Here is a 13919-nt window from a genome sequence, read left to right as displayed (position 1 = left end):
CGGTGCCGTTCGCCCCGGAGGCCGCGCGCCCGGAATGTACGGGTCCGCTCAGCCCGTCTGCGGGTCTCCCGGGGTGTACGTGAGGTGCACCACCTGGCCGTCGGCGCCCGCCGGGCCGAGGTCCTTGCCGTTGACGTACACGTGTACGGCGGCCGCGTTGCCGATCACCAGCTTGATCTGCTTGGGGTCGGTGAAGGTCTGGTCGGTGCCCTGGTCCAGGTTGTTCTGGAAGAGCGACTTACCGTTGCTGTCGGTGGCCGAAACCCAGCTGGTGTCCTTCTCCGCGACCAGTTTGACGGTGACCTTGTCGGCCGGGGCGGCAGCGATCGCGCCAGGGCTCGATGCCGCGGCGCTCGACGCGGCGCTCCCCGTGGTGGCGGACGGCCGGCCGGACCGTGGCGCGGTCGAGGCGGCGGCGGACCGCGGGGTGTCGGCCGAGCCGGCCGTGGAACGGCTCGGCTTGCCGGCGAACAGGTTGAAGCCGATCAGCGCGACCACCACGACGATCGCAACCGTCATCGCGGCCGTCCAGTTCGGGCGCCGGTGGTCGGCGACCTTGATCGGCCCGGTGTCCAGCAGCTGGCGCGGGCGCTGCAGCCCCGGCGGTCCGCCGTGCGCGGCGTCGTACCTGGCGACCAGCGGCTCGGCGTCGACACCGACCGCCCGGGCGATCGACCTGATGTGGCCGCGGGCGTAGAAGTCTCCGCCGCAGCGGCTGAAGTCGTCGTCCTCGATGGCGCGCACGATCGGCACCCGGACCCGGGTACCGGAACTCACCTGATCGACCGTCATCCCGGCGGCCAGCCGGGCCGCAGCGAGTACCCGGCCGATGCTCCCCGCTTCGGCGGCGGGCCCGGCGGACGGCAGCTGCTCCGGAACGGCCCCCGAGGGGGTGGCGGAGGACCGGCGACTGGCGCGGCGGAGGGACTTGCCGATGGTCACTGGAGAGCGCCTTTCGACGTTGGCCATCTGCTGAGAAGACAGTTTAGGGGCGGGGGCGGAGCCTTTCTCAAGCGGAGCGGACCCCGACGCGCCCCCTGTTGCCGGTGGGCGCTGACCCGCGGTCAACCGGGCGGGCACACCGGCTCCCCTTCCCGGTGGACGTCCCGGGCCGAGTCGGTGGTTCCACGTCTACCGGGCCTCACCCGCTTCCTCCGAACGAGTGAGGCCCCGCTGCCGTCAGCCGCGGATGGTGAGCAGGACGGCGTCCAGTTCGTCCGGTTTGACGAGCACGTCGCGGGCCTTGGAACCCTCGCTCGGCCCGACGATGTCGCGCGACTCCATGAGGTCCATCAACCGCCCGGCCTTGGCGAAGCCGACCCGCAGCTTGCGCTGGAGCATCGAGGTCGAGCCGAACTGGGTGGAGACCACCAGCTCGACGGCCTGGATCAGCAGCTCCAGATCGTCGCCGATCTCCTCGTCGATCTCCTTCTTCGACCCGCCGCCGACCATGACGTCGTCCCGGTAGGTCGCGGCCAGCTGGTCCTTGCAGTGCTGGACCACCTTGGCGATCTCGGCCTCGGTGACGAAGGCCCCCTGCATCCGGACCGGCTTTCCGGCGCCCATCGGCAGGAAGAGCGCGTCGCCCTTGCCGATCAGCTTCTCGGCGCCCGGCTGGTCCAGGATGACCCGGGAGTCGGCCATCGCCGAGGTGGCGAAGGCCAGCCGGCTCGGGACGTTGGCCTTGATCAGACCGGTGACCACGTCCACCGAGGGCCGCTGGGTGGCCAGCACCAGGTGGATTCCGGCCGCCCGGGCCAGCTGGGTGATCCGGACCACCGAGTCCTCGACGTCGCGCGGGGCGACCATCATCAGGTCGGCCAGCTCGTCCACGATCACCAGCAGGTACGGGTACGGCTTCAGCTCGCGCTCACTGCCCAGCGGCGGGGTGACCTTGCCCGCCCGGATCGCCGCGTTGAAGTCGTCCACGTGCCGGAAGCCGAAGGCCGCCAGATCGTCGTAGCGCTGGTCCATCTCGCGCACCACCCACTGGAGGGCCTCGGCGGCCTTCTTGGGGTTGGTGATGATCGGCGTGATCAGGTGCGGGATGCCCTCGTACGCCGTCAGCTCGACCCGCTTGGGGTCGACCAGCACCATCTTGACCTCGTCCGGGGTGGCGCGGACCAGCACGGAGGTGATCAGGCAGTTGATGCAGGAGGACTTGCCCGCACCGGTCGCACCGGCCACCAGGATGTGCGGCATCTTGGCGAGGTTGGCCGTCACGGTCTGACCCTCGACGTCCTTGCCCATCCCGACCACCATCGGGTGCGGGTCCTCGACGGCGCTGCGCGAGCGCAGCAGGTCGCCGAGGTTGACCATCTCCCGGTCCCGGTTGGGGATCTCCACCCCGACCGCCGACTTGCCGGGGATCGGGCTGATGATCCGCACGTCCGGACTGGCCACCGCGTAGGCGATGTTCTTGGCCAGCGCGGTGATCCGCTCGACCTTCACGGCGGGGCCGAGCTCGACCTCGTAGCGGGTCACCGTCGGGCCGCGGGTGAAGCCGGTCACCCTGGCGTCCACCTTGAACTCCGCGAAGACGCCGCTGAGCTGGGCCACCACCTCGTCGTTGAGGGCGCTGCGGGCCTTGGCGGGCGCACCGTGCTCCAGCAGGTCCGACGGTGGCAGCTGGTACGCGCCGCCGCCGGGCAGTTGGAGCTGTTCCATCCGGACCGGGTCCGCCCCGTGCTTGGACAGGTCGACCCGGTCGGCGGTGCGGGCGGCCGGGACCGCGGGCTCCTCCGGCGGAGCGGTGCGGTCCTGGACCTGGTGCATGATTCCGGCCACCGCGGGCGAGGCGGGCACCCCGTGCGCCAGGGCGCTGCCCAACTCGGCGGCGACCCCCGCGGCGATGTCCCGGGTCGCGTACGGGTCCGGAGTGAACGCGTCGTCGGCGGCCGCCTGTTCGGCCTCGTCCGCCTTCTTGCGCCGGCGCCGCCGCCGGGCCGCCACCTCGTCCTCGGGGGCGTCCTCGTTCCCGACGGTGAACGGCAGCGCGTCCGGGTCCGCGTCCTCGGGCGGCTCGGTGGAGTACTCGTGCCCGTACTCCTGGTCGTACTCGGCGTACGGCGACTCGACGATGCCCAGGCGCTCCCCGAACAGGCGCAGCCGCTCGGGGATCCGGTTGACGGGGGTGGCGGTGACCACCAGCAGGCCGAAGAAGGCGAGCAGCAACAGCAGCGGCACCGCGAGCGGCGGTCCGGCGGCGGCCATCATCGGCGTCGACACCGCCCAGCCGAGGATGCCCCCGGCCAGCCGTATCCGGGTCGCACCGGAGGACATCCCGGGTGCGCCGCAGCCGATGTGCACCAGGCCGAGGACGCCCACGATCAGCGCACTCAGCCCGATCGCGACCCGGCCGTTGGCCTCCGGCACCCCCGGGTGGCGCATCAGACGGACCGCCAGGACTGCGAGCAGCAGGGGCATCAGTACATCGAGTCGGCCGAACAGCCCCGACACCACGTCGGTGGCCGCCTCGCCCAGCCAGCCCTGCGGGCTGAACCAGGTACCCACCGCCGTGACCAGGGACAGCGCGAGCAGTAGCAGCGCCATCCCGTCCTTGCGGTGGTCGGGGTGGAGGTTCCTGGCGCCGTCGCCGAAGCCCCGGAAGACCGCGCCGATGCTGTGCGCCATTCCCAGCCAGACCGCCCGGACGGCCCGGAAGAGTATCGGCCGCGGCGGCGGCGATGCCGCGACCCTGGCGGCGGGCTTGGCCGCGGTCCGTTTCGCGGGGGCGCGCTTGGCCGCCGGCTTGGCGGCGGTGGGCTTCTTCGCGACGGCCTTCTTCGCCGCGGGCTTCGCGGTGGGCTTGGCGGTGGGCTTCTTCGCAACAGCCTTCTTCGCGGCGGGCTTGGCGGTGGAGGCCTGCTTGGCCGGCCCGGGTTTCGAGTTGCGTGCGGCACTGCCGGGCGTACGTGTGGCCATGAGTCAGCAGCCTACCGGGGGCCGCTCATGGTGCACATGTGACCGATCGCCACGTGTCGCCGACGCCCCGTCAGGCGAGGATCCGGTGACAGCCGGCCGGGCACCAGCCCCGGCCGACGCGCCGACTCGCCAGGCTCCGAGAGGTCACGCTCCACTGTCGTCTTTGAGGGGCGCACGCGGGGCGCGCGAAGCTCAGTTCGCGCCCGGTCGCAAGGCTTCGAGCGCCTGGCGCAGACTGGAGAGCTTGCGCTCCAGATGCGCGGCCGTGACTGCCGCGCCCGCCTCGCTGGACCCCGCCAGCTGCTTGGTGAGCGCCTCCGCCTGCTCCTCCACCGAGGCCAGCCGGGCGGACAGCTCGCCGAGCAGCACACTGCCGATCGCCGGCTGCTCCTCCGCCTCCAACTGCAGCCGCAGCAACGCCGCCTGCTCCTTGAGCTGGCAGTTCTTGGTGTAGAGATCCACGAAGACGGAGACCTTGGCGCGCAGCACCCACGGGTCGAAGGGCTTGGAGATGTAGTCCACCGCACCGGCCGCGTAGCCCCGGAAGGTGTGGTGCGGGCCGTGGTTGATCGCGGTCAGGAAGATGATCGGGATGTCCCTGGTCCGCTCCCGGCGCTTGATGTGGGCGGCCGTCTCGAAGCCGTCCATCCCGGGCATCTGCACGTCCAGCAGGATCACCGCGAAGTCGTCGGTGAGCAGCGCCTTCAGCGCCTCCTCGCCGGACGCGGCGCGCACCAGGGTCTGGTCCAGCGCGGAGAGGATCGCCTCCAGCGCGAGCAGGTTCTCCGGCCGGTCGTCGACCAGGAGGATCTTCGCCTTCTGCACCAGGACCCGCCCTCCTGCCGGTTGTTTTCCGAGGGAAGGCACCCGCGTGCCGCCCACCACTGCCCCGGTCATGCTAGCCGCACCCCCTCGCCCGCCACATCGCTGTGCGCAAATGCGGCCCGCAGACTTCGTGGAGACACTCCGAACCGCGACCGACCCGAGACCGCGCCTTGTCACCATCCGGTCACCGTTCGCAACGATGGGTGACCTTACCCGGTTCCCGGCTCGGCCCGCCAGCCCAGCCGGAAACCCGGATTCCCCATATTTTTCGGTTCCACTCGCCTCCGGGAGCGCTGCGCCGCGCCCTTCCCTCACACGCATGGTCAGACGCGCCCGGCGCGCGTTCCGGATTGCCAGCGCCGTTGGCGACTACTTGCCGGTCAGCCACTGGCGCATGACCGCCAACAGGTGATCGGTCTCGACCGGCTTGGTGACGTGGTCGTTGGCCCCGGCCTCCAGGCTCTTCTCCTTGTCCCCCTTCATCGCCTTGGCGGTCAGCGCGATGATCGGCAGGCCGGAGAACTGGGGCATCCGGCGGATCGCCTCGGTGGTCGCGTAGCCGTCCATCTCCGGCATCATGATGTCCATCAGGACCAGCGCCACGTCCTCGTGCTGCTCCAGCACCTCCAGGCCGGCCCGCCCGTTCTCGGCGTACAGCACCGTCAGCCCGTACTGCTCCAGCACGCTGGTCAGCGCGAAGACGTTCCGGACGTCGTCGTCCACGATCAGGACCCGCTGGCCGTCGAAGCGGCCCTGGAACTGCTCTACGCCGTTCTGCCGCGCGACCGGCTCTCCGCCGAGGCCGCCGGCCTGCTCCTCGGCCGCCCGCCGCCGCTCGGCCTCGCCCCGGCGGCGCTCCTGCGCCAGCTCGCGCACCTCCTGTGCCCAGTGCTCCGCCGGGTTCTCGCCCACCGGCACCGGAGTCCCGGCCGGGGTCACCGCGATGCTGGCCCTGACCTGCGGCGACGGCAGGCGCTCCAGTGTGACCGCCGAGCCGGGGGCCTCGCTGCGCAGCGGCATGTAGAGGGTGAAGGTCGAGCCCTGTCCCAGCTCGCTCTCGGCGTGGATCTCACCGCCGAGCAGCCTGGCGATCTCCCGGCTGATGGAGAGTCCGAGGCCGGTGCCGCCGTACTTGCGGCTGGTGCCGCCGTCGGCCTGCTTGAATGCCTCGAAGATCTCCCGCAGCTTGTTGTCCGGGATGCCGATACCGGTGTCGGAGACCGAGAAGGCGATCAGCGGCTCGTCGGGGTCGGTGATCGACCCGCTCTCCAGCAGCTGCTCCCGGATGTGCTGCGGGGCGCCGCCCGCCCGGCGGATCCGCAGTTCGACCGCGCCGGACTCGGTGAACTTGAAGGCGTTGGAGAGCAGGTTGCGCAGCACCTGCTGGAGCCGCTGCTCGTCGGTGTGCAGGGTGACCGGGAGGTCCGGGGAGACCACCACCGCGAAGTCCAGGCTCTTGCCCACGGTGAGCGGGCGGAAGGCGGCCTCGACGTAGTCGACCAGCTGGACCAGCGCGATCTTGGCCGGGCGGACGTCCATCTTGCCCGCCTCGACCTTGGAGAGGTCGAGGATGTCATTGATCAGCTGGAGCAGGTCGGAGCCCGCGCCGTGGATGGTCTCGGCGAACTCGACCTGCTTGCTGGAGAGGTTGCCCTCGTTGTTGTCGGAGAGCAGCTTGGCCAGGATCAGCAGCGAGTTGAGCGGGGTGCGCAGCTCGTGCGACATGTTGGCGAGGAACTCGCTCTTGTAGCGCGAGGCGAGCGCGAGCTGTTCGGCGCGCTCCTCCAGGACCTGCCTGGCCTCCTCGATCTCGCCGTTCTTGATCTCGATGTCGCGGTTCTGCTGGGCGAGTTGCTCGGCCTTCTCCTGCAACTCCTCGTTGGTGCGCTCCAGCTCCTCCTGGCGGGCTTCCAACTCGGCGGAGCGCATCGAGAGTTCGGCGGTGAGCCGCTGGGACTCCAGCAGCAGGCCCTCGGTCTTGGTGTTGACGCTGATGGTGTTGACGGTGACGCCGATCAGGTCGGCGATCTGGTTGAGGAAGTCCAGCGCGACGGTGGTGAAGGAGCTGAAGGTGGCCAGCTCGATCACACCGAGCAGCCGGCCCTCGAACATCACCGGGAGCACCACCACATGGGCCGGGCTGGCCTCGCCGAGGCCGGAGGCGATCTTCAGGTAGCCGGGCGGGGTCTCCTTGAGGATGATCGAGCGCTTCTCCACCGCCACCTGGCCGACCAGCCCCTCACCGGGCCGGAAGGTGGTCGGCATCGCCCGGCGCTGGTAGCCGTAACTTCCGATCAGGCGCAGCACGGTGTCGTTCTCGTCGTCGTCCTCGGTGATCAGTTCGGCGGTGCGCCCGGCCGGCTGGGCGAGGAAGAAGGCGCCGTGCTGGGCGGAGACCACCGGGGTCAACTCGTTCATGATCAGCGAGGCCACGGCCTCCAGGTCCCGGCGGCCCTGCAGCAGGCCGGAGATCCGGGCGAGGTTGGTCTTGAGCCAGTCCTGCTCCTGGTTGGTGCGGGTGGTGTCGCGCAGGTTGGCGATCATCTGGTTGATGTTGTCCTTGAGCTCCTCGATCTCGCCGGACGCGTCGACGTCGACCTTCAGGCTCAGGTCGCCCCTGGTCACGGCGGTGGCCACCTGGGCGATCGCCCGCACCTGGCGGGTCAGGTTGTTGGCGAGCTCGTTCACCGACTCGGTGAGGTCCTGCCAGGTGCCGTCCACCCCGGGGACCCGGGCCTGGCCGCCGAGCCGGCCGTCGGTACCCACCTCGCGGGCGACCCGGGTGACCTCGTCGGCGAAGGCGCCGAGCTGGTCGACCATCGTGTTGATGCTGGTCTTGAGCCCCAGGATCTCGCCCCGGGCGTCCACGTCGATCTTCTGCGAGAGGTCGCCGCGGGCCACCGCGGTGATGACCAGGGCGATGTTCCGCACCTGCCCGGTCAGGTTGTTGGCCATCTGGTTGACGTTGTCGGTCAGGTCCTTCCAGATGCCGGCGACGCCGGGGACGCTGGCCTGGCCGCCCAGGATGCCGTCGGTGCCCACCTCGCGCGCCACCCGCGTCACCTCGACCGCGAACGAGGACAGCTGGTCCACCATGGTGTTCAAGGTGCCCGCCAGGGCCGCGACTTCGCCCTGCGCCTCGATGGTGATCTTCTTGGAGAGGTCACCCCGGGCGACCGCCGAGGCGACCTCGGCGATGTTGCGGACCTGACTGGTCAGGTTGGACGCCATGAAGTTGACGTTGTCGGTCAGGTCCCGCCAGATACCGGAGACCCCGCTCACTCGGGCCTGACCGCCGAGGATGCCCTCGGTACCGACCTCGCGGGCCACCCGGGTGACCTCGTCCGCGAACGCCGACAGCTGGTCCACCATCGTGTTCACGGTCATCACCAGCTCACGGATCTCGCCGCGCGCGTCGACGGTGATCTTCTTGGAGACGTCGCCGCGGGCCACCGCTGTGGTCACCTCTGCGATGTTCCGCACCTGACTGGTCAGGTTGGACGCCATGAAGTTGACGCTGTTGGTCAGGTCCTTCCAGGTACCGGACACCCCCGGCACACTCGCCTGACCGCCGAGGATGCCCTCGGTGCCGACGTCCCTGGCGACTCTGGTCACCTCGTCGGCGAACGCACCGAGCTGGTCGACCATGGTGTTGATGGTGTTCTTCAACTCCAGGATCTCACCCCGGGCGTCCACCTGGATCTTCTGCGACAGGTCGCCCTTGGCCACCGCCGTGGTCACCTGCGCGATGTTGCGCACCTGGTTGGTCAGGTTGTTGGCCATCGAGTTGACGTTCTCGGTGAGGTCCTTCCAGACCCCCGCGACGCCCGGCACCTGCGCCTGGCCACCGAGGATGCCCTCGGTCCCCACCGCGCGCGCCACCCTGGTCACCTGCTCGGCGAAGCCGGAGAGCTGGTCGACCATGGTGTTGATGGTGTTCTTCAACTCCAGGATCTCGCCCCGGGCATCGACCTCGATCTTGCGCGAGAGGTCGCCCTTGGCCACCGCCGTGGTCACCTCGGCGATGTTGCGCACCTGCGCGGTCAGGTTGTTGGCCATGAAGTTCACCGAGTCGGTGAGATCACGCCACACCCCGGCGACGCCCGGCACCTGCGCCTGCCCGCCGAGCCGGCCCTCGGTGCCCACGTCCCTGGCCACCCTGGTGACCTGAGCGGCGAAGGAGTTGAGCTGGTCCACCATCGTGTTGACGGTGTTCTTCAGCGCCAGCATCTCGCCGGCCACGTCCACCGTGACCTTGTGCGAGAGGTCGCCCTTGGCCACCGCCGTGGTCACCTCGGCGATGTTGCGCACCTGCGCGGTCAGCCGGCCGGCCATGGTGTTGACCGAGTCGGCCAGGTCCTTCCAACTGCCCGACATACCGCGCACCCTGGCCTGGCCGCCGAGCTTGCCCTCGGTACCCACCTCGAGGGCGACCCTGGTCACCTCGTCGGTGAACTCCGAGAGCTGGTCCACCAGTCCGTTGACCGTCCGGCCGACCTTGAGGAACTCCCCGCGCAGCGGGTAGCTCACCCCGTTCATATGGACCGAGCGCAACTCCATCCGCTGGTCCAGGTCGCCCTCGGCGATCGAGGAGAGCACCCGGCCCACCTCGGCCATCGGCCGCGCCAGGTCGTCGATCAGCGCGTTGCAGTTGTCGACCGCCGCCATCCAGGCGCCCTCGCCGACCCCGCTCTCCAGCCGCTCGGACAGCCGTCCCTCCCGGCCCACCGCCCGGCGGACCCGGGCCAGTTCACCGGTCAGGTGCTGGTTGCGCTCGGCGACCTCGTTGAACACCGCCGCGATCTCGGCCAGCGGCCCGTCCCCCGGAACGGTGAGCCGGCGGCGGAAGTTGCCGTCCCGCATCGCCGTCAGCGCCGCCAGCAGCTTGCGCAGATCCGCGGGCTCGGCTCCCCGGTTGTGACTCGGACGCCGCCCCTGGCTGCCGCGTGCCTGCGCGGCCCGGCCACCGCGCGCGGTCGCCGGAGTCGTACCGGGTACGTCCTTGGTGGCCGAACTCAACGGGCCCTCCCACGTCGTGACTGTTCAAGTCCGATCGGGAACGGGCACCGGCCCGCCCCCGAACATCGCCCCGGCCGCTGCGGACAGCCGCCGGCACACCCCACCGACCGTACTGCGTCGCCGCATGCGGCGGACCCCCCAGTCTGGCAGCACCGGCGCTCCGTGTCCGGCCCGTTGCACAGGGTCTCCACCAGTGCCGGACAAACTGGTGGCCAGAATCACCTTCTCGTGGCTGTTTCGGTGCCCCGGGCCCACGGGGTACCAAGCGGAAAGTAGGGTGGAGCGCTGCACCTGGCCATGGGCGCTCCCCGCCGCCGCTCCGACACCCGCCGCCAGGTCGGCCGGGCCGGGAGGGGGTTCCCGGCCGGCACCAACGGGAAGTCTCTCCCGGCCGGTGCCAACGGGCCGGAGCAGAGCCGTCGAGCGACCTGATGGGAGAAGTGGCACGTGGTCACCGCGCGCGCATCCGCCACCTTCGAACCGGTCGGCCGCTCGGCCGCCGCCGCGCGCGGCTTCGTCCGCGACGCCCTGCTCGGCTGGGGGCTCCCCGAGGTCGTCGACGACGCCGTCGTCCTGGTCAGCGAACTCGTCACCAACGCCGTGGTGCACGCCGGTACCGCCGCCGAGGTCGCCTGCCTGCGCGAGGAGGACTCGGTACGGATCGAGGTGACCGACCGCCACCCCGAACGCGGCCTGCCGTCCTTCGCCAACGTCCCCGCCACCTCCTCCGACCGCTACGCCGACCCGGACGGCGAGGGCGGCCGCGGCCTGCTGATGTGCTCCGCGCTCTCCAGCCGCTGGGGCGTCGAGTACGCGGCCGGACAGAAGACCGTCTGGTTCCGGCTGCCGCTGCCCGAACACGTCACCGGCACCCGCTACGCCCTGCCCAGCCTCCCCGGCGGCGAACTCCCCGACGCCGAGGCCCCGGTGCGGGTCGCCGTCGTGCAGGTGGACGACCACGGCCTGGTCCGCGCCTGGAACCCGGACGCCGAGGCGCTCTTCCAGCACCCCGCGGACCGGGTCGTCGGCCGCCCCTGGAGCGAGCTGGCCGTCTGGCCGCAGAGCGCCGGGATCGGCCTCGGCCTCGCCGAGACCCTCCGGCTGGCCCGCTGGGAGGGCGGCTTCGGGCTGCGCCACGCGGACGGCGGGGTCACCGAGGTGTACGGCCTCCAGGTCCGGGTCCGCGACACCCACGGCACCCCGTCCACCCTCTGCCTGCTGGTCCGTGAGATCGACCGCGGTGTGCTGCGCTCCCCCAGCACCGCCGTCGAGACCCCGTCGGCCATCGAACCGCTGGACCTGCTGGTCGGCCCGATCGACCAGCACGACCTCGGCGGCCTGCTCCAGCGCGTCGTCGAACGCGCCCGCGACCTGCTCGACGCCGACGCCGCGTACCTGATGCTCACCAGTGACGACGAGACCGAGTTCGAGGTCCGCGCGGCCACCGGGCTCAGCCCGCTGGGACGCCAGAGCGGCCCGATCCCGGTCGCGGCCGGCACCGGCCGCGGCTTCGACTCCGCCCGGCTGCCCGCCGTGCACGAGGACCTCTCGGTGCGGCCCGGCTCGGCACCACTGCTCAGCGGCACCGGCCTGCGCTCGCTGATCACCGTCCCACTCAAGGTCGAGGGCCGCCTCACCGGCTCGCTCGGCGTGGCCGCCGCCACCCCCGGGCGCTACGACAACGAGGACGCGCTGCGCCTCCAGTTCGCCGCCGACCGGATCGCCCTCGCGCTGGAGAGCGCCCGGCTCACCGAGCTCGAACGCCTGCGCAGGGGCTCGCTCTCCTTCCTGGTCGAGGCCTCCGACCTGCTCGCCGGCACCCTTGAGCACCAGCAGACCCTCGCCCTGATGGCCCAGATGTCCGTCCCCACCCTGGCCGCCTGGTGCGCCGTCTACACCACCGCCGACCAGAACGGCGGCGCCGACCTCGCCTTCGTGCTGCACGAGGACGAGGACCGGATCGACCCGCTGCGCGCCCTGCTCGACAAGACCCCTGCCCCCGAGACCGAGCCCGCACCCGGCGCCCGGTTCTGGAAGGGCCCGTTGGAGACCGCCCGCGCCGCCGGCCTGGCCGACAGCCCCGAACTGGCCGGACTGCTCGGCGAGACCGTGGTCCTGCCGCTCGCCGCCCGCAACCGGGTGATCGGCCTGCTGGTCCTCGGTGTCGGCACCGGTGTCCGGTTCCGCCAGGAAATGCTCGAACTCGCCGAGGACCTCTCCCGCCGAGCCGCCCTCGCCCTCGACAACTCCCGCCTCTACTCCGAGCGCACCGCCACCAGCCAGGCCTTCCAACGCGCCCTGCTGCCGCCCGACCTGCCCAAGGTCCCAGGCGTCGAGGTGGAGGTCTTCTACCAGGCCGCAGGCGAGGGCAACGAGGTCGGCGGCGACTTCTACGACATCTTCCAGATCCGCCCCGGCACCTACGGCTTCGCCATCGGCGACGTCTGCGGCACCGGCCCCGAGGCCGCCTCGGTCACCGGCCTGGCCCGCCACTCGCTGCGCCTCCTCGCCCGCGAAGGCCTGGACGCACCGCAGGTCCTCGCCCGGCTCAACGCGGCCATCCTCGACGAAGGCACCCGCAGCCGCTTCCTCACCCTGCTGTACGGGGAGTTGACGCCCCGACCGGACGGCAGCACCGCGCTGTCCCTGGTCTGCGCGGGCCACCCGCTGCCGCTGCGCCTACGCACCGACGGACAGGTCGAACCGGCCGCCTCACCGCAGCCACTGCTCGGCGTGCTGGACGAACTGGAGCTGGAGGCCGAGGAGTTGGTGCTTCATCCCGGCGAGGTACTGCTCTGCGTCACCGACGGTGTCACCGAACGCCGCGAAGGCTCACGGATGTTGGGCGACGACGGGCTCGCCCAGGTCCTCAGCGGCTGCACCGGGCTCACCGCCGGAGCCGTCGCGGCACGCGTCCAGCGGGCGGTGGAACGCTTCGCGCCCGAGCCGCCCTCGGACGACATGGCGATCCTCACCCTCCGGGTGCCCGGCCCGCGGGTCGACTGAGCCGACGCGGCATCCGCCCGCTCCCCCTGGGCGACCGATAGTCGTTACCGTCCGAAGCGCACCGGTGCACAAATCGTAACATTCACAAGGGTGCAAGCGGTCCGGAGGCGGGTACACCGGATACGCCGGGGAATTCCCCGCAGCGGACATCGACCACCAGACCGCCTCCGGCTCCACCGGCCGGACGCGCCGGTTCCCCACTCAGCCGCAGCCGCCGCACGCCTCTCCACGCGTCCCGAGCCGTATGCCCGGTGCGTCCGCGCCCAGTACCACGTGCCCGACACCTCGTGTCCCGGTGCCCCGCGCCCCGCATCCGCAGCCGTCCCCCTCCTGACGTGTGCCGCTTCCGTGCGCCTGAGGCACGGCATCTCGCCCAGCAACCCCCGTCCGTCCTCATGCCGCCACCTTGCGCACAGAGTGAAAGGAGCCTCCGGTGAGCACTGAAGCTACCGGGGCGAACGCCCGACCCGCAGCCGCCGACGCGGGTCCCCTCGGATACCTGGCCCTCGGACTCACCCTTCTCGGATACGGCCTACTCGCCACCGGCGTCCTCAGCGGCGCCGGGGTCAAGGACGCCGTCGCCCTCGCCCACCTGGTCGGTGGGGTCACGCTCTTCATCGCCGGACTCTGGCAGCTCCGCAGCTCAGAGACCTTCACCGGCACCGCCTTCACCAGCCTCGGCGCCTTCTGGGCCACCTGGTCCGTGGCCGCCGGGACCGGCAAGCACGCCGCCGGGCTCTTCCTGCTGCTGTGGGCCCTGCTCGCCTTCACCCTCACGGTCGCCGGCTGGGCCTCCGGGCGCTTCAGCCGCCTGCTCTACGGCCTGCTGACGGTCGCCCTGCTACTCACCGCCATCGCCACCCTCGGCGGCAGCAGCGGGCTCGCCAAGGCAGCCGGCTGGATCGCCGCCCTCGCCGGGGTGGTCGCCTGGTACTGGGCCACCGCCACCCTCACCAACAGCCTCTGGGGCCGCACCGCCCTGCCGGTGAAGTAACCGGCAGGCGTCCGCGCCGCCGACGGCCGGGAGGGGTGGGCCGGTGCTCTCCGGAGCCGGTAACCTCGACCCGCAGAACTCGGTCGGCATCATGAAGCTGCTGGACCGCATCAACCGCACCGGAACGACCGTCCTGATGGCCACTCACGAC

At 71.3% G+C, this 13919-nt stretch carries 6 protein-coding genes and 1 pseudogene; 3 read left to right on the top strand and 4 right to left on the bottom strand.

The window, feature by feature from the left end:
* Positions 1 to 48: 48 nt before the first annotated feature.
* The 4 genes from ACWDAK_RS16345 to ACWDAK_RS16330 form a co-directional block, all read right to left on the bottom strand.
* Entirely contained in the window at positions 49 to 969 is a 921-nt protein-coding gene (locus ACWDAK_RS16345; RefSeq protein ID WP_344638526.1) for a helix-turn-helix domain-containing protein, read from the bottom strand.
* Positions 970 to 1179: 210 nt separating this feature from the next.
* On the bottom strand, positions 1180 to 3924 hold the full coding sequence (locus ACWDAK_RS16340) for a DNA translocase FtsK (protein ID WP_427393776.1): 2745 nt from the start codon (positions 3922 to 3924) through the stop codon (positions 1180 to 1182).
* A 192-nt stretch (positions 3925 to 4116) separates the two neighbouring features.
* Positions 4117 to 4752 (bottom strand): response regulator, encoded by a 636-nt coding sequence (locus ACWDAK_RS16335; RefSeq protein ID WP_344638613.1) that lies wholly within the window; start codon positions 4750 to 4752, stop codon positions 4117 to 4119.
* Between the two features lie 366 nt (positions 4753 to 5118).
* Positions 5119 to 9612, bottom strand: coding sequence for a HAMP domain-containing protein (locus tag ACWDAK_RS16330; RefSeq protein ID WP_425557751.1), 4494 nt, complete (start codon positions 9610 to 9612; stop codon positions 5119 to 5121).
* Positions 9613 to 10215: 603 nt separating this feature from the next.
* On the opposite strand from ACWDAK_RS16330, the gene ACWDAK_RS16325 reads away from it, so the two are divergent.
* The 3 genes and pseudogenes from ACWDAK_RS16325 to ACWDAK_RS16315 all read left to right on the top strand — a co-directional run.
* Positions 10216 to 12774 (top strand): SpoIIE family protein phosphatase, encoded by a 2559-nt coding sequence (locus ACWDAK_RS16325; RefSeq protein WP_344638524.1) that lies wholly within the window; start codon positions 10216 to 10218, stop codon positions 12772 to 12774.
* Between the two features lie 433 nt (positions 12775 to 13207).
* Positions 13208 to 13768: an acetate uptake transporter gene (locus ACWDAK_RS16320; protein WP_344638523.1), complete on the top strand. Its 561-nt coding sequence runs from the start codon at positions 13208 to 13210 to the stop codon at positions 13766 to 13768.
* A 58-nt stretch (positions 13769 to 13826) separates the two neighbouring features.
* A pseudogene (locus ACWDAK_RS16315) lies at positions 13827 to 13919 on the top strand (cell division ATP-binding protein FtsE); the annotation flags it as partial.

This window comes from Kitasatospora sp. NPDC001175 (genome assembly GCF_053598215.1).
The sequence above is the reverse complement of the archived record's forward strand: the minus strand, read 5'-3'. Positions and strand labels throughout refer to the sequence as shown.